Genomic DNA, 24,018 nt, shown 5'->3' on the forward strand with positions numbered 1-24,018 from the left:
AAGGAAAGGACCAAGTGTCTTGCAATCGATCATTTTGTTCAGCAAAAGCCACCAACCATGACTCAGGATTACACACCGCTGCTGTTTGCTGTCGGCGGCGCCCATATGGACCGGCGCGGCCAGAGCAGCGTTCCCTTCATTCCCGGCGCTTCCAACCCCGGCATCATGCGCGAAGAGCCCGGCGGCGGCGTGTTCAATGCTTTGCGCCTTGCCGTGCGGCGCGGTGTGCGGGCTGAAATGCTGTCGGTGCGCGGCGGCGACCGGGTTGGCGATGTCATCGGCGCCGCCTTTGAGGCCGCCGGAATCAAGGACAGTTCCGCCGTGTTCATCGACCGGGCGACGCCGAGCTATACGGCGATTCTCGATGAACAGGGTGACGTGGTTGCGGCCATCGCCGATATGGCGCTGTATGAGCTCGCCCTGCCCCGGCAGCTCAGGCGGCGCAAGGTGCGCGATTCCATCGATGCCGCCGATGCGGTTTTCGGCGATGCCAATCTGCCGTCGGAAGCGTTGCAGAAACTGGCGGAGCTTGCCGGCGGCAAACCGCTCTATGCGCTGGCGATTTCCCCGGCCAAGGCGGTGCGGCTGCGGCCGGTTCTCGGCGGTCTCGCCTGCCTGTTCCTCAACCGGCGTGAAGCCTTTGCGCTGACGGGGCTCGGCGCTGATGCCAGCCTGCCCGATCTGCACCGCGCCCTGATGGCAGAGGGGCTGCAGGCGGCCGTTGTCAGCAATGGCGGGCAGGCTGCGCTGGTCTATTCCAGCGGCGGCGCATTTTCCCTTTTGCCGCCCGCGCTGACCGGCATTGCCGATGTGACCGGCGCGGGTGACGCACTGGCCGGCGGCACCATATCGGCGCTGATGCGCGGCCTTCCCCTCGCCGAAGCCGTGCGCGAAGGCTTTGCCGCCTCGGCGCTGACACTGCAAACCCATTCGGCAACGCCGATCTTCACATCCAGGATTTTCGACGCGGCCCTCGCGACCATACCGGAGGCCATCCCGCTCGCATGAGCCAACGGCCTGATACGACAAAGGAAAGAACCATGACCACAACAGCCCTCAACCCGTTCACCGACATTGCACCGGAGGTGCAGAAAGCGCTTGCCGCCGGGCAGCCGGTGGTGGCGCTGGAAAGCACGATCATCACCCATGGCATGCCCTACCCGGACAACAGCCGCATGGCCGCCGATGTCGAGACGATCATCCGCGATGGCGGTGCTGTCCCGGCAACCATCGCCATCATCGATGGCCGCCTGAAGATCGGCATTTCGGCCGAGGAACGTGAGGCGCTGGCGCAGGTCAAGGGCGCCATGAAGCTGTCGCGCGCCGATCTGGCGTTTGCACTGTCGGAAGGCCGCACCGGCGGCACCACCGTTGCCGCCACCATGCTGGCCGCACACATGGCCGGCATCAAGGTATTTGCCACGGGCGGCATTGGCGGCGTGCACATGGGCGCGGAGACCAGTTTCGACATATCGGCTGATCTGGAAGAATTGGGCCGCACCCCGGTGATCGTCGTCTCGGCGGGCGCCAAGGCGATTCTGGATATTGAAAAGACGCTGGAAGTGCTTGAAACCAAAGGCGTACCCGTTGTGGTGCATGGGGCGGACGTTCTGCCGGCCTTCTGGTCGCGCCAGTCGCATCTCAAGGCCCCCTTGCGCCTCGACACGCCGGAAGCCATCGCCAGGTTCCAGGCAACGCGCAGCGCCATCGGCGTCAACGGCGGCATGCTGATCGCCAACCCGATTCCGCTGGAAAGCGAAATTCCGGCCGACATCATGGGCGGATACATCCGTGAAGCCCTGTCGCGCGCCACAAAAAATGGCGTCACGGGCAAGGCCGTAACGCCATATCTTCTTTCGGAAATTCTCGACATCACCAAGGGCGAAAGCCTGAAGGCGAACATCGCCCTGGTAGAAAACAATGCACGCCTTGCAGCGCGCATTGCTGTCGCCCTGACACTGGTCAGGTAAGCGGCGAAATCTGCAGTTCGACGCGGCGATTCTGCGACCGGCCGGCTTCCGAATTGTTGGAAGCAATCGGCCGGTCCATGCCGAAGCCGCGAACGGAGAAACGCCGGTTGTCGATGCCCTGCTGGGTTAGGTAGTTCGAAACGGACAGCGCGCGGCGCTCGGACAGGAGCTGGTTGTACTGCTGGCCACCGACATTGTCCGTATGGCCATAGACATCGATGATGCTCCGGTCGAACTTGCGCAGCACCACTGCAACCGAATTCAGCGTTGCAAAGAACTGCGGCTTCACCGCATCCTGATCGGTAGCGAAGGTGATGTTCGACGGCATGTTCAGGATGATCTGGTCGCCATTACGGGTCACCGACACGCCGGTGCCCTGCAGCTGGGCCCGAAGCTCCGATTCCTGGCGGTCCATGTAATTGCCGACGGCACCGCCGGCCAGTGCGCCGATACCGGCACCGATCAGCGCCGCGTTGCGGCCGGATTTGCCACCGCCACCAACGGCGAGACCACCCAGCGCACCAACCGCTGCGCCAATTGCCGCGCCACCGGCCGTATTCGATATTTTTTGCTCGCCGGTATAGGGATCGGTGGTGGTGCAACCGGCCAAAAACGTCGCGGCAAGACAGCCGATGGCAAACTTCTTGATCATGGAATCAGGTCCCCGTTGGAAATGTTGCGAAATATAGCATCGAATACGGCAAAATATGGAAAGCAAACGGCTAAATCAGCCGTAGCCGCGCCATGGCCAGAGCATCGACAAATCGCCCGTTCTTGAAGGCATAATCCCGGTGCACGCCTTCCCGTTCGAAGCCGCATTTTTCGTAGAGACCGATGGCTTTGGCATTGTCGGCATGGACCGTCAATTCCAGGCGCCGGATGTTGAGCCAGTTGTCCGCCGCATCGATCAGGGCAAGCAGCAGCGCCTTGCCGATGCCGCGCCCGGTGAAATCGTCATGCACGCCGAGCCCGAGATGCGCGGTGTGCGCCCGCCTGCCATCGGAGCGATGCAGGCCCGCGTGGCCAACGATCTGCTGATCGATCTCGGCAACGATGCTTGTCGTCCCCGCGCCCAGACTTTCGAGCCATTTGCGGGTCTGCTCCGCACTTTGAAAGGGCAGGCGCAGAGTACCGGCACGAAAACCGGGTAAATTGGTCAATGCGTTGATCTGTTCAAAATCGGCGACACGCGCCGCCCGGATCGAGAACGCGCTATCGTGGGGTGGTGATAAAGGTTGGTCTTGCATCTTGCTCTCCGTTTGTTCGAGGAGAGCGAAGGTCAGACCCTGCTCGCCTCGTGGCAGGGTCTGGTGAAAGATCGCGTCGACGTCAGCGCAACAGCTCTCCACCACCCCTGAAAAGGAGTGCGGTACCAAGCATCATGATATTCGAACGACGGATCATGCCGCCATCTTTCACCACAATATCAGTGATTTCAAGAGCGTTTCTGATTCAAAACCTGATCCCGGTTCAAAAATTTTGACTGATATGCCGGGCGGAATTCGTTTGCGCCGGCGGTCTTATTCCAACATGCTCCGCGACACCCAAACGACACCGACAGGATTTCGCATGACTGAGACCTCACAATCACCCGTAGCAATCATCACCGGCGGCGGACGCGGCATGGGCGCAGGCATAGCGCGCGAGCTGCACGCCAGAGGCTACCGGCTCGGCCTGATGTCGCCGTCCGGCAGCGCCATCGAGCTGGCAGCGGAATTGGGTGCAATCGGCATCAAAGGTTCGGCTGGAGAAGCCAAGGATCTGGAAACGCTCGTCGCCAGGACAGCGGAAGCCTATGGGCGTATCGACGCCGTGGTCAACCATACGGGCCATCCGCCGAAGGGTGACCTCATCGACATCACCGACGAGAAATGGGCGCTTGGCAATGATCTGATGGTGCTGAGCGTCGTGCGCATGGCGCGGCTCGTCACACCCTATATGCTGAAGCAGGGCAAAGGCGCCTGGGTGAACATCACCACCTTCGCCGCCTTCGAGCCAAGCCTCGTCTTCCCGGTGTCCTGCGCCTATCGCGCCGCCGTTGGCGCCTATACAAAACTCTACGCGGATCGCTACGCCGCCGACAATATCCGCATGAATGCGGTGCTTCCCGGCTTTATCGACAGCCTCGATCACAAGCCGGGCACCGAGAGCGGCATCCCGATGAAACGCGTCGGCACCATGAACGAGATCGCCAAGACAACCGCGTTCCTGCTGTCGGACGATGCGGGTTACATCACGGGGCAGAACATTCGCGTGGATGGCGGGATCACCAAACACGTCTAGACAGCGTTAAGGGCAGCACATCGAAGGCTGCCCTGCCATATGGTGCGTGGTTCGACAAGCTCACCATGAGGGATGAAGTGGGTTGCAGGGAGCTAATCCTGCAATGTTTCCTAGTAGCCTTGCAGGCAAACCACTTCCCTCATGGTGAGCTTGTCGAACCACGCACCTCTTAATCCCGATCTACATCAGGTTGACGCCGAGGGCTTCACGCAGATGCCGCTGGCCGTTCGGGGTCACGGATACGGCGCGCGTGCCGTCGACGCGCCGGATCCAGCCCCTGTCGAAGCAGTGGCTGCACAATGCGGCACCGATGGCACCGGCCAGATGCGGGCGCCGCTCGCTCCAGTCGAGACAGGGGCGGCACAGGATGCGCCCCTTCTTCTGATGGATCGCACCGACATCCATGCCCAGCCTGTCGAAAAGCGACAGGCCGCTATCCGTCAGTTCACCCGCATCGAGCCCGAGTTCCAGATGCCCGGCCCCGACGAGCGCATCGGTGATCGACACACCGAGCTTTCCCGCCAGATGGTCATAGCAGGTGCGCCCGGCCCGCAATGCGGCATCGCGCGGCCCGGTGCGCACGGTCTTGCTGGGCGTGCCGGGTGTTGCAATCTGCATGATGCTTTCGATCATCTGTGCAACCGCTGGTGATGCCAGCCGGTGATAGCGGTGCCTGCCCTGCTTTTCCACCTGCAAAAGCCCGGCCTCCGTCATGCGCGTGAGATGGCTGCTGGCCGTCTGGGCCGTAATCCCGGCGAGCTGCGCCAGTTCACCCGCTGTCAGCGCGCGTCCATCCATCAGCCCCGTGAGCATGCTGGCGCGCCCGGGATCTCCGGCCAGCGCGGCGATTTCGGCAAATCTGGCTGTGTTCGACATGGCATTCTTCCGTGGCTGCTTCCGGGCCGATACTGGCCTGTCCACGGCAAGGATGCTTCGAAAACGCTCGAAGTATCAAGTACGTCCTCTATTCGCTTTCCAGCATTTCCTTGACCGACGTCGCCAGCTGCTTCAGCGAGAAGGGCTTTGGCAGGAAGCCGAATTTGGCATCTTCCGGCAGGTTGCGGGCAAAGGCGTCTTCCGCATAACCGGAAACGAAGATGAACTTGATATCCCCGTATTCCTTGCGCAGTTCGCGCAGCAGCGTCGGGCCGTCCATCTCCGGCATCACCACGTCGGAAACGATGATATCAACCTTGCCGCCCAGTTCCTTCATCACTTCAAGCGCTTCGACACCGCTGGACGCCTCGTGCACGGTATAGCCGCGCGACTGCAGCGCCCGCACACCGCCCATGCGCACCGCATCCTCGTCCTCGACGAGGAGAACCGTTGCCGAGCCGGAAAGATCGGTGGCCTTCTCGACCTTCTTTTCCTTCTTCGGCGCTTCAACCGCAATCACTTCACCTGCCGCGTTGAGGACCGGAGCCTCCACATGGCGCGGCAGGAAGATGCGGAATGTGGTGCCCTTGCCAAGTTCGGATTCGCAATGGATCGAGCCGCCGGTCTGCTTGATGATACCGTAGACCATGGAAAGCCCGAGACCCGTGCCCTTGCCGACTTCCTTGGTGGTGAAGAACGGTTCGAAAATCTTCTCGATGACCTCGGGCGGCATGCCGGTGCCGCTGTCCTGCACCTCGACCAGGACATAGTCGCCCGGCAGGAGATCGCGGTAGTTCAGCGCCGCGCTTTCGCTCTCGCCGATATTGCGGGTGCGGATGGTCAGATCGCCGCCCTCCGGCATGGCATCGCGCGCATTGACGGTCAGATTGACCACCACCTGCTCGAACTGGCCGAGATCGGCACGCACTGGCCACAGGTCACGGCCATGCTCGATCTTGAGGTTGACCTGCGTTCCCGCAAGCCGTGTCAGCAGCATGCGCACATCGGCGATGACATCGGTGAGGTCAAGCACTTCCGGACGCAGGGTCTGGCGCCGCGAGAATGCCAGGAGCTGCCGCACCAGCGATGCCGCGCGGTTGGCGTTCTGCTTGATGTTCATGATATCGGCAAAGGACGGATCGGACGCCCGGTGATTGGTGAGCAGCAGGTCGGACGACATGATGATCGCGGTCAGGACGTTGTTGAAGTCGTGGGCGATACCGCCCGCAAGCTGGCCGACGGCCTGCATCTTCTGGCTCTGGGCCATGGTGGCTTCGAGCGCCTTCTGCTCCGTGGTTTCGACAACGGAAACAATGGCCGCTTCCTCGGCACCCTCTTCCGAACCCGCATCGAAGACCGGGCTGATGTAGAAGCGCAGATGACGCTCCTCATGCCCGGGAATGACCGTATCCACCGGCGAAATCTCCGCCTTGCCGGCAAAGGCAGCGGCCAGCGCCCGGTCGAAAGCTTCTCTGTCGCGCTCATGCACGACGGTTTCCAGTGGCGTGCGCCGGTCGATGGCATCGCGGTCCACCACGGGCGAGAACAGGCCGAGGAACCGCGCATTGGTGCGCAGGATCTTGCCTGAAGCATCGACGGCGGCAATCGCCATGGACGCCGAGTTGAAAAAGCGGGTGAACCGCACTTCGGCGGCGCGCAGGGCGGCGGAATTGTCCTCGCCTTCGGCGCGGTTGAGCACGATTGTCCGGGTCGGGCCGCGCTTGCCGTCGCGCTGCGCCTGCACACGGTGATAGAAGCGCACGGCGAGGCTCTGGCCGTTCGCCTTGGCCAGATCGAGATCGATCACCGTGTTGCGGCTGGTACCCGGTTCCGTCTTCACCGCATTGATCAGCGCCATGCCGTTGCCCGCGACGACATCGCGGACCGTCATGGAACCCGGCGTGAACTTGGTCAGGTCAATCCCGAGCCATTCGGCCAATGTCGCATTGATATAGGTGATGCGCCCGTCAGGGTCGGCGGAGAAAAAGCCCGCCGGGGCATGGTCGAGGTGATCGATAGCCTCCTGAATATCCTGGAAATAGCGCTCCTGCTCGGCGCGCTCGGCGGAGATATCGGCGATCTGCCATGCAAAAACCGGCGCTGTCTGACCGGGAATACCCGCAACGGCACGGGCCTTGACGCGATACCAGGTCGGTATCGGCGCGCGCGCGGGGTCGAGCGGCCGCGACAGGCGCAGCTCCTCCTGGCCGGAAATACCGTCCCGCACCGCATTGGCCAACCGGTAGATCGGATCGGAAGCGGCGCTTTCACTGGAAAGGATGTGCTCTATCGCCCGGACATCGCTGGAATTGGTCACGCCCGTCAGCTGGGCATAGGCGCGGTTGGCGTAGACGATACGGCCCTTCTGATCGGTGACAACCGTGCCCTCGGGAAACGTATCGACAAAGGCGCGCGTCAGTTCATCGCTGGTGCCGCGCGGTGTGAACTGGATGACATTGATGGCCGAACCGAAGAGATAAAACACGCCGGTCATAGCCAGCGTGCCGAGCAGTCCCAGCAGGAACTGCTGCCCCAGCTGGTCGCGATAGATAAAATAAAGGATGGAAACGCCGACCAGCACAATGCCGAGAATGACAAGACGCAAGGCCGCCTTGATCGACTTTGTGTTCGCAATGATCGGTTCTGGATAAAGATCGTTGTTCGTCTCTTGAGACATCCGTCTCAAACCCCTTCTTTTCATCGCGGAAGCTGCCCGGGCAGGCCACAATATTTTGAACCGGCTGAGGTCCGTATGACCAATGCTGGTTCCGAATCGTTTGGATCATATCTTTGATGCCGTATAAACCCCAAGCGTGCAGAACCAGCCATTATTTCACGGTTTCGCACGGCAATTGCGGCACAAGATCGGCACGACCAGCCGATAGCCACAGGCCAGACGATGCGTCAGGGTTGCAGCAGGCAAAGGCTCGCACTAGTGTCACACAGATTATTGCTCCGGGTTCCATGTCGGGGGACGTGCCTTTTGGCCCGGAGAATGTAAAGGAGAGTTCGTCATGCATAATTGGCTGGTCGCTGTCGTCGGCGAAACCGCTGCCCCGATTGTCGGGTTCATCCTTCTTTTCGCACTGGTCATTGTCCTTCTGCTGCTGGTCTTTGCCGTTCTGCGGCGCGTCACCGGCGGAACCTTCGTCGCCGGAGGGCGCAACCGTCAGGTCCGCCTGTCGGTGACCGATGCCGCCGCTGTCGATAATCGCCGCCGTCTGGTTCTGGTGCGGCGCGACGACGTGGAGCACCTGATCCTGATCGGCGGTCCCAGCGATTTGGTGATCGAGCAGAATATCCGTCAGTTTGCCAAGCCGCAGTCGCGCGTCGAACCCGCAGCCACCATTGCTCCGGCGGATGCCGAGCCGAAGGCCGAGGCGCGGCCGGTTGAGGCACCCCGCCCGCAGCCCGTGGCTCCGGCGCGCGTTTCACCGCCCGTCACTCCGGTCAGCCGGCCCGCAGCGCCTGTGCAGCCTGCAACACCGCCCGCGCCGGTTCGTCCGGCCGCTCCGGTTCAAGCGGCGGCTCCGCAACGCGAAACGGTGCAGCCTGAACCACAGCGCCCCATCACGGCAGCAACGCCGCTGCCGCCCGTTCCACCCATGGCGCCCATTCCTCCGATCGCCAGTGCGCCCGATCCCGTCTCGCCGCCCGCCGCCGTGCAGCAGCCTGCCGGGTCACCCCATATCGAGGCGCCGCATAGGGACAATGGCTGGCAGCGGACGGCCTCGCCGTCCTTTGGTGCAAGCCAGCGCAGTGAACCGCACATCGATGCCCTGCCGCATTTTGACGAGACACATCCGGAAACCAAGACGCCTGTGGAAACCAGAACCACCACGGCGGCGGCATTCCCGTTCGCCGTGCAGAGTGAAGGCGTAAGGTCCATCCACGAAGATTCGTCGCTGGAAATTCTCGGGCCGGCCAAGGCTAAGGAACCGGACATCAATCTGGCGGACCTTGATTTCGGCGATGCGTTCGAGTCGGATCTCGAAGGCGAGCTCCACATCACGCCCGATGAGGAAGTGCGCAAGGAGACCGGCAGCATCGAGGACGAAATGGAGCGCCTGCTCGGCGATCTGTCCAGGCCGGAAAAGCGTTAGTCTTCTAAAGAGACTTCTCCAATAAAAAAGCCCGGATCGTTCCGGGCTTCTTTATTGGTTTCATCAAGGTCGCATCAATCGTCGCGGTAGACTTTCTCGCGTCGTTCGTGACGTTCCTGCGCCTCGATGGAAAGTGTAGCTATCGGCCGTGCATCCAGACGCTTCAAGCTGATCGGATCACCGGTCTCCTCGCAAAACCCGTATGTTCCGTCATCAATGCGCTGCAAGGCTGCATCGATCTTTGAGATCAGTTTGCGCTGCCGGTCACGCGCCCGCAACTCGATCGCACGGTCCGTTTCGGATGACGCACGATCAGCGATATCTGGCAGGTTCGCATTTTCCTGCTGCAGGATCTCAAGCGTTTCACGCGCCTCCCGCAGAATGTCGTTCTTCCAGTTGATTAGTTTTTCACGAAAATAGGATTTCTGCCGATCACTCATGAAAGGCTCGTCATCCGTGGGCTTATAGTCAAGATCGATAAGTTTATTCATCTTTGAATCACCCTGCACCTATGAGACGCGAGGAGGCCTATATAGGTCGTGTCACAAAGCCGCACAACTGCAAAACGACAGGCTGTTAAGGGATTCGAACAAAGCGATTTTGCTTAAATAATCGGCAAACAATCCGCCAAATACGGGCCATCTCGACTTAAAATGCGATATTCCGGCCGAAAATACGGCAAAATCCAGGTTTTGGCCGCCTGTATCCGCTGGCGCTGTTTAACCAATGCCTCGCAGAAATGCAGGCCGCCCATAAATAGGACAGTCCGGTTTTGCACAATTATTTGAGAATTGCGTCATTTGCCGCAGAGGTTTATCCATTCATTGTGCCCTAAAAGAACCAAAACACTGTGGGGTTAAGGGTCCAGACCCATTAATCTGATCGAAAGGGCGCCTGAAACGGCAAGAAGATGCGAGGAGAGGCGTGAAGGGCGGGGCCTTTCCCCCGACCGAGCGGCTCGACACTGCAGCTTGCAGCCGTTTCGGCGTCCGGAGGATATGGTCTTTTCGCCCGGCTACATCGTCGCAAAGGCTTGAAAATGAACCACATTGCCATCGCCTTTGCTCCTTGTATCCGAACGAAAAGCCTCATACCATTTCGACCAGATTAACGGGTCCGGACCCTAAAGATGAGCCAGGTCTATTTACTCCGCCATGCCAAAGCAGTCTGGCCATCTCCCGGGCAAAAAGACTTTGACCGGACTTTGGATTCCGTCGGGATTCAATCGGCAACCGTTCTGGGCGAAGAGATGAAGCGGTTCGGGCTGCGGCCGGACATCGTCCTCTGCTCGACCGCCGTTCGGGCAAGGCAGACACTGGAGCACATCGCCCTGCAGCCCTCATTCATTCTGGAAGACCTGGAAAAGCTCTATTCCGGCAGCGCCGACAACTATCTGACAGCCATCCGCATGGCGGGGCTTGAGTATGAAAATGCCCATTCCGTCATGCTGGTCGGCCATAATCCGATGATGGAGGATGTGGCCATTGCCCTTGCCGGGCGCGGCGATCCGCCCGCTCACCCCACCTTCGCAGCCGGTTTTCCCACAGCGGGGCTCGCCGTCATTGATTTTGCCGTTCCCCTGGCGGAAATCCGCCATGGAACCGGGACGCTGAGCACGTTCCTGTCGCCTTCCGAGCACCTCTGAAAAAAGCCAACGTCTTGTCATTGGACGTGTCACCCCTATATCCGGGCCGAGAACGGGCGAAAGTGCAGGACGATTGACTTGGGAACACTGACAACACTGACCGACGAGGCAAAGATCGCCCTCGATACACTGGCGGATCGGACCGCGGGGCTGGTTTCGCCCTCGCTCCGGCTTGGTGTGACCGGCCTTTCGCGGGCGGGCAAGACCGTTTTCATCACCGCGCTGGTGCACAACCTCATCCACGGCGGCAGGCTGCCGATGTTCGAAGCGCAGAAATCCGGCCGGATCGCCAAGGCCTATCTGGAGGAGCAGCCGGACGACGCGGTGCCGCGTTTCCAGTATGAGGACCACCTCAAGGCGCTCATCGAGGACCGTGTCTGGCCGGATTCCACCCGAGCCATTTCGGAGCTGCGGCTGACCATCGAATACGAATCCGCGTCGATGTGGAACCGCATGTTTTCCGGCGGCAAGCTTTCTCTCGATATTGTCGACTATCCCGGCGAATGGCTGCTCGACCTGCCGCTCCTCAACAAGTCCTATGCCGAATTCTCCAGCGACTCCTTCGATCTGGCGCGCCTTGAAAGCCGCCGCGAGCTGGCAAGCGAGTGGCTTGCCGTGGCGGATGCCATTGACGCCGATGCGCAGGCCGACGAAGTAACGGCGCAGCGACTTGCGCGCAGTTTCACCGGCTACCTCAAAGCGGGAAAGGCAGACGAGCGCGCATTGTCGACGCTGCCGCCCGGCCGTTTTCTGATGCCCGGCGATCTCGACGGCTCACCCGCCCTCACCTTCGCACCCCTGCCCAATCTCAAATCCGGCAAGTTCCGCCCCGGCTCGCTGGCCGCCATGATGGAGCGCCGCTACGAGGCCTACAAGACCCATGTGGTCAAACCGTTTTTCCGCGAGCACATTGCCCGGCTCGACCGGCAGATCGTGCTGGTCGATGCCATGCAGGCGATGAATGCGGGATCGTCCGCCATTGCCGATCTCGAGCGTGCCCTGACGGAAATTCTTTCCTGCTTTCGCCCCGGCAGCACCAATTTCCTCACCGGGCTTGTCCAGCGGCGCATCGGCCGCATTCTCATTGCCGCAACGAAGGCCGATCATCTGCACCATGAAAGCCATGACCGGCTGCAGGCCATCGTCCGCCGCCTGGTGGACCGGGCCGTCGGCCGTGCCGACTTTTCCGGCGCGAATGTCGACGTGCTGGCCATGGCGGCCGTGCGCACCACGCGCGAGGCAACCGTTACCCAGGGCAGGGAAATCCTCCCCGTCATCGTCGGAACGCCGCTGAAGGGCGAAACGATCGACGGCGAATACTTCGACGGCAAGACGGAAACAGCCATATTTCCCGGTGACTTACCGGAAAGACCGGATTCAATTTTCGAAGGACCGGAATCGGCTTCTGAAGATCCGGCCATTCGCTTCGTCCGGTTCCGTCCGCCGGTACTCGAAAAGACCGCAGAAGGGTTTACACTCTCGCTGCCGCATATCCGGCTTGATCGCGCGCTTCAGTTCCTGATCGGAGACCGCCTCGCATGACCGACAGCACCCCACGCAAACCCGCAGCCTTCCGCATGGCCCCGCCGGAGGCAACCGCGCACGCCAGGACGGAAACGACGCACAAACCCGCCGAAGCCCGCAGGCCCACCGCGATCAGGGATATCGCGGTGATCACACCGGCACCCGTTGATGTGTTCGACCTCGATGCCGCAACGGCAGATGAACTGGATGCCTTGACCCCGCCACCGGCCCTGCCGCGCAAAAAACGGTTCTCCTTTGCGTCGGTGCTGACCGGCTCCCTCGGCGTATTGGTATCGCTCGCCGTCGGGCTATGGGCCGACAATCTCATCCGCACCCTGTTCGAGCGCGCGCCCTGGCTTGGCTGGGCGGCGCTTGCCGTCGGCATCGTCGCCGCTCTCTCGCTTTTCGCCATCGTCATCCGCGAAACCCTGGCCCTGCGCCGCCTCGCGTCCGTACAATCGCTGCGCGATGAGGCGGCCAAGGCGGCGGCCGACAATGACGCACGGCAGGCCAAGACCGCCGTCGCGCGGCTGGTTACCATCGCCGAGACCATGCCGGCGACCGCCAAGGGCCGTGCCCTGCTGCACGACCTGCGCGACGACGTGATCGACGGACGCGATCTCATCCGCCTGACGGAAACCGAATTGCTGCGCCCGCTCGACCGGCAGGCGCGCGAGCTCATTCTCGCCGCTGCAAAGCGCGTTTCGGTTGTCACCGCCGTCAGTCCGCGCGCCCTCGTCGATATCGGCTATGTGATTTTCGAGTCGGCCCGGCTGATCCGCCGCCTGTCGGAACTCTATGGCGGGCGCCCCGGCACGCTGGGCTTCCTCAAGCTGACCCGCAACGTGATCGCCCATCTCGCCGTCACCGGCACCGTGGCCATGGGCGACAGCATCGTCCAGCAGCTTGTCGGCCACGGGCTCGCCGCAAAGCTCTCGGCGCGGCTGGGCGAAGGCGTCATCAACGGCCTGATGACCGCGCGCATCGGCATTTCCGCAATGGATCTGGTCCGCCCGTTTCCGTTCAATGCGGAAAAACGCCCGGGGATCAGTGATTTTATTGGGGATCTTGCCCGTATCGGCGGCGGGAAAAAACAATAATCCTGTGGACGGGGTTGCAATTTCGGCAGGAATGGCAACCATCCGTTAACCATTCCAACCGATGATCGGTCATCGTCATTTCAATGATTTGTGTTGAGTAACCCGAATGAAAACACGCGCAGCTGCCGCTACCATATCTTTGTTCGCATGCGCGCTCTTCGCGTTTTCCGCACAAGCCAAGGACAAAGACAAGGACGCCGAGTTCTTTCAGACCGTCGAAGGCCAGTGGGTTGGTCCCGGCGAGATCGTTGCCGGCAAGTACAAAGGCACGAAATTCACCTGCACGCTTGACGGTTCAACGCCCGATGAGACCGCAGGCATGACGCTGGACGGCAATTGCCGTGTCGGCATTTTCAACCAGCCGATGAAGGCAACCATCGCCCGTTCCGGCGGCACCTATAAGGGCACGTTCCTCGACGGTGCAGCGGGCAAGGGCCTTGATATCACCGGCGGCAGTGTTGCCGGCGACCGGGTTGTCCTGAACATCACCCGCAAACAGCTGACCGGCGCAATGCTGGCCAAGTTTACCGGCGACAACACGCTGAACGTCACCATATCCGTGCGGCTCGAAGATACGCTGATCCCGGTTGTCGGCATGACCCTGAAGCGGGTGGACAACACCGCGGTCAGCAGCATCGCCAAGAACTGATCAATCCGTTCGGTTGTCGCGCCACCAGCCCGCCTCGTCGCGGGCTTTTTCTATGCCGGAACGGTCACACAGGAGAGCCCATCCGGCAATGCTTTTGCCGCCGACCACAAGATCCGGCGCGATATCGCCGAGCGGCACCAGCACAAAGGCCCGTTCCGTCATGCGCGGATGCGGCAGTGTCAGCGTCGGGCTTTCAAAGTGCTCCCTGCCCTCATAGACCAGAAGGTCGATGTCGATGATGCGCGGCCCCCAGCGTTCGATCCGCTCCCGTTTCATCCTGCGCTCGATATCCAGCGTGGCCGCCAGCAAAGCTTCCGGTTCGAGGGATGTTTCGACACAGGCACAGGCATTGTGAAACCACGCCTGATCGATCTTTCCCCACGGCGGGGTCCGGTAAACCGGCGAAACGGCAGCAACCCGCGTATCATCGCGGCGGTCAAGGGCCTGCAGGGCTTCCGCCATCGACTGCACGGGTTCGCCGATATTGCCGCCCAGTCCCAGCCACGCCTTGTGCACGGGGCTCATGTTCCGGCACTCCGGGTTGCAAGCATGGCATCGGCAATGGCCAGCGCATCCCGGTTCATCCTGACATCATGCACGCGAAACACATCCGCACCGGCCAGCCGCAGGATCGCGGATGTCGCGGCCGTGACCACGTCGCGCTGGTCCGCATCGCGCCCTGTCACGGCGCCGAGAAAACGCTTGCGCGACGTACCCGCCAGGAAGGGATAACCAAAGGCCCGCAGCTCGCCGAACCGCCGCATCAGGGCGAGATTTTCCTCGGTTTCCTTGGCAAAGCCGAATCCGGGATCGAGCACGATCTGCTCTTGCGCCACCCCGGCAAGCTTCGCGATCTCAAGCGACCGGTTGAGGAAAGCGAACTGGTCAACGATGACATCCGGATCGCGCTCCCGCTCCCGGCCCGTATGCATGATGACAAGCCCGGCACCGGTTTCCGCCGCAAGATCGGCAATCGCCGGTTCGCGCTGGACACCCCACACGTCATTGACGATATGCGCACCGGCGGCAACGGCCAGCCGCGCGGTTTCCTCGCGATAGGTATCGACGGAAATGAGCACATCGGTTTGCCCGGCCAAGGCTTCAATCACCGGAAGTACCCGCGCTTGTTCGGTCCGGGGATCGACGCGGGTTGCGCCGGGACGGGTCGACTCGCCGCCGACATCGATGATGGTTGCCCCCTCGGCAATCATCGCCCTCGCCCCCTCGATGGCCTTGTCCAGCGCCAGATGCACGCCGCCATCGGAAAACGAATCCGGCGTGACATTGAGCACACCCATGATGACAGACACCGGCCCGAGCGTGAGGGATCGCCCATGCGCCAGACGCCACTCTCTTTGCATGGGATGCTCCTTTCAAGACTGTACTGCTGCCGTTGTTTTTGAACAGAACGACCGTCACGTCAATTCATCCGCAACGTTTTTGGCGCTACAGTATCGGCAGCACAGGCAGGCTTTGGCCGAAATGAAGGACCAGTCCCCATGAAAACGATCGTCAGAACGGCGGCTCTCGCACTTGCATGCCTGCTCGCGACAGAAAGCGCCAATGCGGCTGTGGTCCTGCGCAATTACAAGTATTTCACGCTGTCTGGTACCACCGCCGCCGATCTCGACCGCGAGTTGAGCCGGCGTGGTCCGCAACTGCACAAGACCGGGCCTCGCCATCCCGGCGCGACACAGATGCGGTTCAACACCAAGGTGAAATACGGCTCCGACGGCAAGAGCTGCCGGGTTGTCGAGGCAAACATCACCATTCACGCCCAGGTTCACCTGCCGCGCTGGAAACAGCGCGCTTCGGCCAAGCCCGATCTCGCCATGATCTGGGATACGCTATCTGCCGATGTCAAACGTCATGAAGAGAGCCATATCGTGATCGCCCGCACCGCCGCCGGCGATATGGAACGGGCGATGAAAGCCCTGCCCTGGCGCAGCAATTGCGAAGAGATGAAAGCCGATGCGGCCAAGCTCATGGTGAAGCTGATGAAGGAGCAGGACGCTGCGCAGATTCAGTTTGACCGCGTGGAGGGAAAGAATTTTGAGCGCCGCTTCGAACGGCTGCTCATATTCCGCATCCAGCGTGAGATGGAAAAGAAAAAGGGTTAGTGTGACCGGCGCTGACGCGCCGGTTCATCTTTCAAGCGACGCCCAGCTTCTTCTGCAGGCTGGTCGATGAGGTCGTATACTGGAACACCACCCGTTCGCCGGGGCTGACGATGCGCTTGGCCGCCTGGGTCATCAGCGCGGCCTCATGGAAACCGGAGAGGATCAGCTTGAGCTTGCCGGGATACCAGTTGATGTCGCCGATGGCGAAAATCCCCGGTTCCGACGTTTCGAAGGTTTCGACATTCACCGGTATGAGATTTTCATGCAGGTTGATCCCCCAATCGGCGATAGGGCCGAGTTTCATCGTCAAACCGAAGAACGGCAGCAGGCGGGTGACCGGAATCGCCGTCTCGCCCTCCGCGGCCTTGATCGTAGCGCTGGATAGTTGCCCATCGGCGCCCGTCAGGCCGGAAACCTGTCCAAGCTCAAACCGCACGCTGCCACGTTCGACCAGTTCGAACATTTTCTTGACGCTGTCGGGTGCCGCGCGGAATTCGGCACGGCGATGCACCACGGTCAGGCTGCGGGCGATGGGCTGCAGGTTCAGCGCCCAGTCCAGCGCCGAATCGCCGCCGCCGACAATCAGCACGTCTTCGTCACGGAACTCTTCCATGCGGCGCACCGAATAAAAGACGCTCTTGCCCTCGAAGGCCTCAATACCGGGAACCGGCGGACGCTTCGGCTGGAACGAGCCACCGCCGGCGGCGATCACCACCACTTTGGTCTCAAAAATCTCGCCTTCGTCCGTTTCCACGTGGAACTGGCCATCGGGCTGGCGCTCCAGCCGGGTGACCATGCGATTGAAATGAAATTGCGGCGCGAACGGCTTGATCTGCTCCATCAGTTTGTCCGTCAGACCCTGCCCGCTGATCTCGGGCCAGGCCGGAATGTCATAGATCGGCTTTTCCGGGTAGAGCTCGGCGCATTGGCCGCCGGGACGGTCGAGAATATCGATCAGATGGCATTTGAGATCGTAAAGGCCGAGTTCGAATACGGCAAAGAGGCCGACAGGCCCGGCACCAATGATCACAACGTCCGTTTTGGTTATTTCACTCATCGACAATTCCTCATGACAAACCAGTGCAGTATTTCATACCCGCCCGCGGTCTGGAATGGAGCAATTCTAATCGGTCGGTGAGAAAATATCAGGCAAAATATGCGGAATGTCAGGCCTGACGTTCCGGAACATGCACGACAAGCCCGTCCAGTTCATCGGAAACGCGAATCTGGCAGGACAGGCGCGAGCTCGGACGCACGTCATAGGCGAAGTCCAGCATGTCTTCTTCCATGGCTTCCGGCTCTCCGGCCGCGTCCTTCCATGCCCCATCGACATAGACATGGCAGGTCGCGCAGGCGCAGGCACCGCCGCATTCCGCGTCGATGCCCGGCACGGCGTTGCGGATGGCACTTTCCATCACGGTCGAGCCGTTCTCGGCTTCCGTTTCAATCCGGACGCCATCGAAAGTGACAAACGTGATCTTTGCCATGAAAAGAACCCCAAGCAGAAAAGTTACCGCTGAGATAGGGATTTGGGCAGGGAAGTCAATTGCACTCCCTGACGCAGCCTGGGGGGCCTGCCCCCGGGGCCGAGGCCCTAGCGCGTGATCGCCGCTATATAATCACGTACACCGTCGATTTCGGGATGAAGTTCGCTGAGCAGCTTCGTGTTGCCGGGCGACTGTTCAATCGATTCGGCCAGATCGGCCACACGGAAGGCACCAACGGCGCGCGCCGAACCCTTGAGCGATTTGGCAAGACGGACCCGTTCATCGGCATTGGCCTGGCTCAACCGGTTGACGATTCCGGAGATCTGCCGGGAGAACAGGCTGAGGATTTCGGTCTCGAGTGCGCGGTTGCCGAATGTCTCGCGGGTAAGATGCACAAGATCGATCGGCCGTTTGCGCGATGGTTTGGACGTTTCGCCGCCCGGCAGCGCAAAAGCCATTGACGCTTGTTGTGGCAGTGCCATGATACTCTCCTGAACTCAGACTCAAATGAATGCACAAGTTTAATCAAATGCCGGATATTCTGGGTTAAAGCGTGGCCGCTACCCCCCGAATTGGCCCGATGTGGTGAACGAAGGGTTAATTCAGGCATTCCGGCAAAATTTGGTTCGGGCCAAAAAAATTAACCTTGTGTTTAAACTTTTAAGCATTTCCCGAATCCATTGTTTCTTTCCAATCCATGTGCCAGTACGATAGACTTAAGGCGTAAAGAGTATGGCGCAGTCGACTCCACATGTGGTCACTGCCCAATATTGCGAGGTAAACATGGCCACAGCCCCGAAGAACAAAGCAGCGAAAGCCGAGGATGAACTTGGTGAAGCTCTTGAAAAGGCTCTAGAAATTGATTTCGATGAGTCGACACTCGGCATGGATATGGATCTTTCGCCAGTCGATGACGATCTGATCTCTTTCAACGATCTCGAAGCGCAGATTTCCCAGGCAGCGCAGGAACTGGCAGCGGAAAAACATATTCCGCCCGTCGTTCCGGAACCCGTAAAGCCCGTGGAAATCAAGGAAAGCCTTGCAGCGGAGAACACGATTCCGCTGCCGGCGCCCAAGCCGCAGATTCAGGCTGCCAACCCGATTCCCGCTGCTCCGCCCGCGCCGCCAAAGGCGCCCGCCGTGCCGCCGCAGACATTCAAGCCGGCAAATGACGATTTGCTGCAGAATACCCAAACGACCCGCTCGCCGGTTTCAAACCAGGCGCCGCGCTCCTATGGACTGGTCACCGCAATCGTCAGCGTGCTCTGGGCCGCCGGCGTTCTTGCGCTTGGTCAGGCGCTCTACGGCTCGTCCCTGTGGTCGATTCGGTCCTTCGCCGATTTTGCCGCTGCGCCCTATGCGATTGCGCTTGCCGTCGCGATCATCGTTCCGATCATGCTGTTCTGGGCCTTTGCCCTGATGGTGCGCCGCGCGCAGGAAATGCAGTATGCCGCCCGCTCCATGGCCGAAGCCGCCATGCGTCTTTCCGAGCCGGAAATGCTCTCGTCCGACCGCGTGGCCTCGCTGGGCCAGGCCGTTCGCCGTGAAGTCGCCGCGATGAGCGAAGGTGTCGAACGCACTCTCGCCCGTGCCGTTGAGCTGGAAACGCTTGTTCAGACCGAGGTCAACCAGCTGGAACGCGTCTATACGGACAACGAACACCGCATCCGCACGCTGGTCGACCGTCTTGGCGGCGAACGCGAATCGGTCATCGGCCATGCCGAACGGGTTCGTGCGTCGATCTCCAGCGCACATGAACAGCTGAAGGATGAACTGTCCCTGGCTGGCGATTCGCTGCGTGACAATCTGCTCAACGCCTCGACCAACCTGACCATGTCGATCAACCAGTCCGGCGATACGCTCATCGATCGCCTGACCCAGAGCGGGCACACAATTGCCGAATCGATCGGCTCGCGCTCCGACGACATCTCGGCCAAGATCACCACTTCGGGCGAAGCCTTTGCAAATCTTCTGGAAATGCGGATTGCAGCCCTGTCCGAACAGACCGATTCGGTGACGATGAAGCTGGCCGATACGCTGGATGGCCGCACCAACAGCATGCTCTCGCTGCTCGGCAACGCCACCCAGACCCTGGTCGGTGAATTCGATACGCGTCTCGCCGGGCTCGACACCACAATCAACGAGCGCGGCCGTTCCCTGCTCGCTGAATTCGAAACCCGCGCCCAGTCGCTGGATGCCAGCACCGAACGCCTGAATTCAGCGCTGGAAGCCCGTGCGCGCCAGATCAATGAACAGTTGATCGAACGTACCCGCGACATCGCCAAGACCTTCACTGACGGCCGCGCTTCGATTGACGGTATCGTCGACGAGACGAAGGCGAAGATCGGCAACGACCTGTCGAGCCTTTCCGAATCGGTTGGAAGCCTGCTGTCCACCAATACGACACTCTTTGCCGACAGGCTGGCCGAAAGCCGCGAAGCCCTCGCTGCGACCCTTTCCGGCGAAACGGAACGGGCTGCCTCGATCATTCGCGATCAGGCCGGACAGCTTGGCGACCATACGTCGACCCTGCGCTCCGTTCTCGAAACCAGCACGGCAGCCATCGGCCAGATCATCGACGGTCACACCGCATCGCTTGATGACCGCACCTCCGGTCTGCGTGCGGCACTGGCCGACAATGATGCCCGTATCGGCGCGACGCTCGATTCCCATGCCAAGGCCATCGAGGACCGCACGTCGGGCATGCATGCTGCATTCTCCGACACGGATGAAAAGATCCGCCAGACCCTGGACGAACATGTGCGCAGCATCGATGCCCGCAGTGCCGGCGTTGAAGCCGCGATCCTGGCTGGCGATGCCCGCATCGGCCAGACGCTCGAAGCCCATGCCAAGATCATGGACGACCGCACGTCCGGTATGCGCGCCGCCTTTGTCGACACGCATGCCAAGATTGCCCAGACTCTGGACCATCATGCCAAGAGCCTGGACGAACGCAATCAGGACATCCAGCTGGCTCTGGCTGGCAGCGATGCCAAGCTCGACGAGACGCTGGCTGCCCACACGCAGGCCATTGACGCCCGCAACGCGGAAATCCAGTCGACCCTGCTCAACAGCGGTGCGCGCATCGACGGCACACTCAGCGGCTTCATTGAATCCGTTGATGGCCGGACAAGCCGCATTGAAAGCGCATTGACCAGCAGTGACGAGCGCATCAGCAATGTCCTGGCATCGCATGCCAGCGCCATTGAGGACCGCACCGCCGGTATCGAACAGGCGCTTGCCAACAGCGATACACGCATCGGCAACACGCTTTCTTCCCATGCCTCGGCATTGGATGAGCGCACGGCGGCCATCCAGGCGGCGCTTGAAAACACCCATGCGCAAATCGGCCAGACCCTGGCCGGTCATGCGTCGATCATCGACGAACGCACTGCCGGCATCCGCTCTGTTCTCGACAGCAGCAATGCCCAGATCGGCAATGTGCTCACCTCGCACGTCACCGCCATCGACGAACGTGCCGCTGGAATCCGGGCAACGCTCAACGACAGCAATGCCCAGTTCGGCGATACGCTCGCCTCGCATGTCAATGCGATTGACGAACGGGCAGCCGCAATCTCGGCAGCGCTTTCGAACAGCAGTGCGCGCATCGATGACACGCTCGCCTCACATGTCGGCGCTATTGACGAGCGGGCTGCGACGATCACGTCGACGCTTGCCAACAGCACCGCCAAGATCGGCAGCACACTTGCCTCGCACGTCAACACGCTCGATGAGCGCGCGGCAGCCATCCAGGCAACGCTTGCCAACAGCAATGCCGGTATCAGCGATACGCTTGCCGCCCATGTCGGCACGATCGACGAGCGGGCCGCGGCCATCGCGGCAAGCCTCGCCGACAGCGATGCCCGCATTGGTGAGACACTCAACACCCATGCCAGCGTGCTCGACGACCGTATCAGCGGTATTCGCGCGGCAATGGAACATGGCAATACGACGCTCAGCCAGACCCTTGACAGTCAGGCCAGCGCCATCAGCGATCGTACCGTTGCCCTGCAGGCCGTTCTGCACGACAGCGCCGAAGTGCTCGCCAAGGCGTTCGAAACCCATGGCGGCACCATCGACGAACGCACGACGACCATGCAGAGTGCGCTCGCCATGGGTGTCGACAATGTCCGCAAGTCGCTTGAACAGAGCGCCTCGGTCGTTGCCCGCACCCTGCGCGACAAGATCACCGAAGCTGCTTCCACCCTCACCGGCGAAGCACAGAAGGCCGGTGAAGCACTCGACGGCCACGGCGAGGCATTCAGCCAGCGCATGAATGAAAGCCTGGCTGAAACCGAGAAGCGTCTTGGTCAGCGGGCAACGGAAGCCGCCGCCAATCTGGAAGCACTGGAAGCCCGCTTCACCGCGGCCACGGATTCCACCGCCTCCAAGCTGGCCGAAAGCACCCGCGAACTCAACGAAGTGTTGGCAGCCCGCTCGCAGGAAATCATCAGCATCCTCGACAACACGGCGCAGCCGCTCGTCGAGAGCCTTGCTGACAATGGCCGTACGCTCGCTTCGCAGCTTGTCGAAGCCACCACGGCGGCGACAGAACGCCTGCGCGTGGAAAATGCGGCCCTGATCAATGCCATCGCCAGCCGCACCGCGGAAACCATCACCGCTGTCCAGGAAGCCAAGGCAGGCCTGACCGACGACGTCAGCAACCTGATCGACCGCCTCTCCTCTTCCAATGCGAAGCTGGGCGAGCTGATCGACATGGCCACCAAGAACCTTGGCGACATCGACGGCCGCCTGCTCGACACGACAACCACCTTTGCCGAAAACGCAACGCGTGCGGCCGAGTCCTTCCAGTCCTCGACACGCCTGATTGACGGCAATATCGGCAAACTCTCGCAGCTGTCGAACACGACACTCGTCGACATTGCTTCCATCGCCAAGCGTTTCGACGACCATGGCAAGATGCTGGGTGCTGCATCGGAACTGATCAACTCGTCGCAGTCGAACCTCGCTTCGACCTTCGACGAACGTCAGGCCGCCCTGCAGAATCTGGCAACCGGTCTGGTGGAGAAATCCGAGCACATCGAAAAGACCATGCGGTCGTTCGAATCCCTCGTCTCTTCCGCCTTCGACCGGGCCGAAGGCCGTGCCACGCAGACAACCGAACAGATCCGCAATTCAATCGCGGAAGTTGTCGAACAGGCATCGCAGAAGTTCGCCAATGCGACGGACGAAATCCGCCGCTCCTCCGCTGCCATCCGTGCGGAACTCGAAGAGACCCGTTCCGAATTGCAGCGCGGCGTCATGGACATGCCGGAAGAAGCCAAGCAGTCGACCGCGCAGATGCGCAAGGCTGTTTCCGAGCAGATCAATGCGCTGAAGGAACTGTCGGAAATCGTGCAGAAGTCCGGACGCCTGACCGACGTCGGCGAAGCCCGTGCAGCCCGCGCCCCTGCTCCTGCCCGGACGGCAGCTGCCGTTGCACAGGCCCCGCAGCCGCAGCGCAGCGAGCCGGTTGCAGCACCACGCGCCGTTGCTGCGGCACCCGCTGCTCCGGCCCCGGCCATGCGCGGCAGCCTCGACGTGCGCGGCAACCCGGAACAGCCCAAGCAGGGCAATGGCTGGGTTTCCGACCTGCTCCGTCGTGCATCCAGTGATGAAGCTCCGGCCGAGCCAAAGGCAAAGGCGCCCGAGGCACGCTCGCCCGGTCAGGTGGTTGAATCGCTGAACTCGCTTTCGGTCGATATCACCCGTGCCATCGACCACGAGGCTTCGGTTGAACTGTGGCAGCGTTACCGCGCCGGTGAACGCAATGTGTTCACCCGTCGCCTCTACACGCTGAAGGGTCAGCAGACGTTTGACGAGATCAAGCGCAAGTACCAGGCAGACAGCGAATTCCGCCGTGCCGTCGACCGCTACATGGATGACTTCGAGCGCCTGCTGGAAGACGTTGCCCGCAATGATCGCGACAATGTCCTGACCCAGAACTACCTGACGTCGGATACCGGCAAGGTCTACACCATGCTGGCCCATGCGAGTAACCGCCTGCGCTAAGGCGCGTTACCAGCCGGAACTGAAAAACGCGGCCTCGGGCCGCGTTTTTTGTTGCCCGCGCACCAACGCCGGAGACAGGCCTGCAGCGAATGGAATATCTCCCGTTGCAGGCCGGCGGCTTCGGCGCTATACATGCCGCGTCGGAAAAGGCAGACTTGGTTTGGTAAGCCCAAGTCCTTTCGGAAACGGAAGCTCTGTCCCTGCCTCGTGCATGTGTTCCCCTCGACGAACAGCCAACGCTGTCCAAGC

20 protein-coding genes are annotated in these 24,018 nt (G+C 61.1%); 10 read left to right on the top strand and 10 right to left on the bottom strand.

From position 1 onward, the window contains the following. Positions 1 to 57: 57 nt before the first annotated feature. The gene (locus ACP7B1_RS10490) at positions 58 to 1,008 is read left to right on the top strand and encodes a carbohydrate kinase family protein (RefSeq protein WP_346308049.1); all 951 of its coding nucleotides are present in this window, start codon (positions 58 to 60) and stop codon (positions 1,006 to 1,008) included. A 32-nt stretch (positions 1,009 to 1,040) separates the two neighbouring features. Beyond that, the gene (locus ACP7B1_RS10495) at positions 1,041 to 1,970 is read left to right on the top strand and encodes a pseudouridine-5'-phosphate glycosidase (RefSeq protein WP_346308048.1); all 930 of its coding nucleotides are present in this window, start codon (positions 1,041 to 1,043) and stop codon (positions 1,968 to 1,970) included. Here the strand turns inward: ACP7B1_RS10495 and ACP7B1_RS10500 are convergent. Both ACP7B1_RS10500 and ACP7B1_RS10505 read right to left on the bottom strand, forming a co-directional pair. After that, the gene (locus ACP7B1_RS10500) at positions 1,963 to 2,622 is read right to left on the bottom strand and encodes an OmpA family protein (protein WP_223612953.1); all 660 of its coding nucleotides are present in this window, start codon (positions 2,620 to 2,622) and stop codon (positions 1,963 to 1,965) included. The genes ACP7B1_RS10495 and ACP7B1_RS10500 overlap by 8 nt on opposite strands. Positions 2,623 to 2,692: 70 nt before the next feature. Continuing rightward, positions 2,693 to 3,217, bottom strand: coding sequence for a GNAT family N-acetyltransferase (locus tag ACP7B1_RS10505; RefSeq protein WP_403176171.1), 525 nt, complete (start codon positions 3,215 to 3,217; stop codon positions 2,693 to 2,695). A 322-nt stretch (positions 3,218 to 3,539) separates the two neighbouring features. Between ACP7B1_RS10505 and ACP7B1_RS10510 the strand changes: the two genes are divergently transcribed. Continuing rightward, complete coding sequence (locus ACP7B1_RS10510) at positions 3,540 to 4,253, top strand: SDR family oxidoreductase (protein ID WP_346308046.1); 714 nt, start codon at positions 3,540 to 3,542, stop codon at positions 4,251 to 4,253. A gap of 180 nt (positions 4,254 to 4,433) precedes the next feature. Here ACP7B1_RS10510 and ACP7B1_RS10515 read toward each other — a convergent pair whose 3' ends face one another. Both ACP7B1_RS10515 and cckA read right to left on the bottom strand, forming a co-directional pair. Then, positions 4,434 to 5,129, bottom strand: coding sequence for an ArsR/SmtB family transcription factor (locus tag ACP7B1_RS10515; RefSeq protein ID WP_346308045.1), 696 nt, complete (start codon positions 5,127 to 5,129; stop codon positions 4,434 to 4,436). An 88-nt stretch (positions 5,130 to 5,217) separates the two neighbouring features. Beyond that, positions 5,218 to 7,806, bottom strand: coding sequence for a cell cycle histidine kinase CckA (gene cckA / locus ACP7B1_RS10520; RefSeq protein WP_403176182.1), 2,589 nt, complete (start codon positions 7,804 to 7,806; stop codon positions 5,218 to 5,220). 337 nt (positions 7,807 to 8,143) lie between these two features. On the opposite strand from cckA, the gene ACP7B1_RS10525 reads away from it, so the two are divergent. Further along, a complete protein-coding gene (locus tag ACP7B1_RS10525) occupies positions 8,144 to 9,232 on the top strand; it encodes a hypothetical protein (RefSeq protein ID WP_346308043.1) in 1,089 nt (362 codons plus the stop codon). Positions 9,233 to 9,306: 74 nt separating this feature from the next. Here ACP7B1_RS10525 and dksA read toward each other — a convergent pair whose 3' ends face one another. Next, positions 9,307 to 9,723 carry an RNA polymerase-binding protein DksA gene (gene dksA, locus ACP7B1_RS10530; protein ID WP_091877580.1) on the bottom strand — a complete coding sequence of 139 codons (417 nt, stop codon included), beginning with the start codon at positions 9,721 to 9,723 and terminating at the stop codon, positions 9,307 to 9,309. Positions 9,724 to 10,361: 638 nt separating this feature from the next. Here dksA and ACP7B1_RS10535 point away from each other — a divergent pair. The 4 genes from ACP7B1_RS10535 (at position 10,362) to ACP7B1_RS10550 (ending at position 14,150) form a co-directional block, all read left to right on the top strand. Next, positions 10,362 to 10,877 (top strand): histidine phosphatase family protein, encoded by a 516-nt coding sequence (locus ACP7B1_RS10535; RefSeq protein WP_346308042.1) that lies wholly within the window; start codon positions 10,362 to 10,364, stop codon positions 10,875 to 10,877. A 78-nt stretch (positions 10,878 to 10,955) separates the two neighbouring features. Continuing rightward, a complete protein-coding gene (locus ACP7B1_RS10540; RefSeq protein WP_426136909.1) occupies positions 10,956 to 12,419 on the top strand; it encodes a YcjX family protein in 1,464 nt (487 codons plus the stop codon). Next, positions 12,416 to 13,501: a TIGR01620 family protein gene (locus tag ACP7B1_RS10545; protein ID WP_346308040.1), complete on the top strand. Its 1,086-nt coding sequence runs from the start codon at positions 12,416 to 12,418 to the stop codon at positions 13,499 to 13,501. The genes ACP7B1_RS10540 and ACP7B1_RS10545 overlap by 4 nt, the downstream gene beginning before the upstream one ends. 106 nt (positions 13,502 to 13,607) lie before the next feature. Then, positions 13,608 to 14,150 carry a hypothetical protein gene (locus ACP7B1_RS10550; RefSeq protein WP_223612944.1) on the top strand — a complete coding sequence of 181 codons (543 nt, stop codon included), beginning with the start codon at positions 13,608 to 13,610 and terminating at the stop codon, positions 14,148 to 14,150. Here ACP7B1_RS10550 and folK read toward each other — a convergent pair whose 3' ends face one another. Both folK and folP read right to left on the bottom strand, forming a co-directional pair. Next, a complete protein-coding gene (gene folK, locus ACP7B1_RS10555) occupies positions 14,151 to 14,675 on the bottom strand; it encodes a 2-amino-4-hydroxy-6-hydroxymethyldihydropteridine diphosphokinase (protein WP_346308039.1) in 525 nt (174 codons plus the stop codon). Continuing rightward, positions 14,672 to 15,511 carry a dihydropteroate synthase gene (gene folP, locus ACP7B1_RS10560; protein WP_346308038.1) on the bottom strand — a complete coding sequence of 280 codons (840 nt, stop codon included), beginning with the start codon at positions 15,509 to 15,511 and terminating at the stop codon, positions 14,672 to 14,674. The genes folK and folP overlap by 4 nt, the downstream gene beginning before the upstream one ends. 138 nt (positions 15,512 to 15,649) lie before the next feature. On the opposite strand from folP, the gene ACP7B1_RS10565 reads away from it, so the two are divergent. Then, positions 15,650 to 16,270, top strand: coding sequence for a DUF922 domain-containing Zn-dependent protease (locus ACP7B1_RS10565; protein ID WP_346308037.1), 621 nt, complete (start codon positions 15,650 to 15,652; stop codon positions 16,268 to 16,270). Between the two features lie 31 nt (positions 16,271 to 16,301). Here ACP7B1_RS10565 and ACP7B1_RS10570 read toward each other — a convergent pair whose 3' ends face one another. The 3 genes from ACP7B1_RS10570 to ACP7B1_RS10580 form a co-directional block, all read right to left on the bottom strand. Beyond that, positions 16,302 to 17,327, bottom strand: a complete 1,026-nt coding sequence (locus ACP7B1_RS10570) for an NAD(P)/FAD-dependent oxidoreductase (protein ID WP_346308036.1) — start codon at positions 17,325 to 17,327, stop codon at positions 16,302 to 16,304. Between the two features lie 109 nt (positions 17,328 to 17,436). Further along, positions 17,437 to 17,757, bottom strand: a complete 321-nt coding sequence (locus tag ACP7B1_RS10575) for a 2Fe-2S iron-sulfur cluster-binding protein (RefSeq protein ID WP_240370589.1) — start codon at positions 17,755 to 17,757, stop codon at positions 17,437 to 17,439. A 107-nt stretch (positions 17,758 to 17,864) separates the two neighbouring features. Further along, complete coding sequence (locus ACP7B1_RS10580; protein WP_346308035.1) at positions 17,865 to 18,239, bottom strand: Hpt domain-containing protein; 375 nt, start codon at positions 18,237 to 18,239, stop codon at positions 17,865 to 17,867. A gap of 301 nt (positions 18,240 to 18,540) precedes the next feature. Here ACP7B1_RS10580 and ACP7B1_RS10585 point away from each other — a divergent pair, with 301 nt between their 5' ends. Beyond that, positions 18,541 to 23,769 (top strand): kinesin, encoded by a 5,229-nt coding sequence (locus ACP7B1_RS10585; RefSeq protein ID WP_426136910.1) that lies wholly within the window; start codon positions 18,541 to 18,543, stop codon positions 23,767 to 23,769. Positions 23,770 to 24,018: the final 249 nt, after the last annotated feature.

The organism is Phyllobacterium sp. SL163 (assembly GCF_049896885.1).
Lineage (GTDB): Bacteria > Pseudomonadota > Alphaproteobacteria > Rhizobiales > Rhizobiaceae > Phyllobacterium > Phyllobacterium calauticae.

Bases quoted from the DNA above. Each gene is read 5' to 3' on its own strand.
- folP (WP_346308038.1), bottom strand. From the start codon at position 15,511: ATGCAAAGAGAGTGGCGTCTGGCGCATGGGCGATCCCTCACGCTCGGG.
- dksA (WP_091877580.1), bottom strand. From the start codon at position 9,723: ATGAATAAACTTATCGATCTTGACTATAAGCCCACGGATGACGAGCCT.
- ACP7B1_RS10510 (WP_346308046.1), top strand. From the start codon at position 3,540: ATGACTGAGACCTCACAATCACCCGTAGCAATCATCACCGGCGGCGGA.
- ACP7B1_RS10545 (WP_346308040.1), top strand. From the start codon at position 12,416: ATGACCGACAGCACCCCACGCAAACCCGCAGCCTTCCGCATGGCCCCG.
- folK (WP_346308039.1), bottom strand. From the start codon at position 14,675: ATGAGCCCCGTGCACAAGGCGTGGCTGGGACTGGGCGGCAATATCGGC.
- ACP7B1_RS10525 (WP_346308043.1), top strand. From the start codon at position 8,144: ATGCATAATTGGCTGGTCGCTGTCGTCGGCGAAACCGCTGCCCCGATT.
- ACP7B1_RS10575 (WP_240370589.1), bottom strand. From the start codon at position 17,757: ATGGCAAAGATCACGTTTGTCACTTTCGATGGCGTCCGGATTGAAACG.
- ACP7B1_RS10535 (WP_346308042.1), top strand. From the start codon at position 10,362: ATGAGCCAGGTCTATTTACTCCGCCATGCCAAAGCAGTCTGGCCATCT.
- ACP7B1_RS10490 (WP_346308049.1), top strand. From the start codon at position 58: ATGACTCAGGATTACACACCGCTGCTGTTTGCTGTCGGCGGCGCCCAT.
- ACP7B1_RS10505 (WP_403176171.1), bottom strand. From the start codon at position 3,217: ATGCAAGACCAACCTTTATCACCACCCCACGATAGCGCGTTCTCGATC.
- ACP7B1_RS10570 (WP_346308036.1), bottom strand. From the start codon at position 17,327: ATGAGTGAAATAACCAAAACGGACGTTGTGATCATTGGTGCCGGGCCT.
- cckA (WP_403176182.1), bottom strand. From the start codon at position 7,806: ATGTCTCAAGAGACGAACAACGATCTTTATCCAGAACCGATCATTGCG.
- ACP7B1_RS10515 (WP_346308045.1), bottom strand. From the start codon at position 5,129: ATGTCGAACACAGCCAGATTTGCCGAAATCGCCGCGCTGGCCGGAGAT.
- ACP7B1_RS10550 (WP_223612944.1), top strand. From the start codon at position 13,608: ATGAAAACACGCGCAGCTGCCGCTACCATATCTTTGTTCGCATGCGCG.
- ACP7B1_RS10495 (WP_346308048.1), top strand. From the start codon at position 1,041: ATGACCACAACAGCCCTCAACCCGTTCACCGACATTGCACCGGAGGTG.
- ACP7B1_RS10500 (WP_223612953.1), bottom strand. From the start codon at position 2,622: ATGATCAAGAAGTTTGCCATCGGCTGTCTTGCCGCGACGTTTTTGGCC.
- ACP7B1_RS10580 (WP_346308035.1), bottom strand. From the start codon at position 18,239: ATGGCACTGCCACAACAAGCGTCAATGGCTTTTGCGCTGCCGGGCGGC.
- ACP7B1_RS10565 (WP_346308037.1), top strand. From the start codon at position 15,650: ATGAAAACGATCGTCAGAACGGCGGCTCTCGCACTTGCATGCCTGCTC.
- ACP7B1_RS10585 (WP_426136910.1), top strand. From the start codon at position 18,541: ATGGCCACAGCCCCGAAGAACAAAGCAGCGAAAGCCGAGGATGAACTT.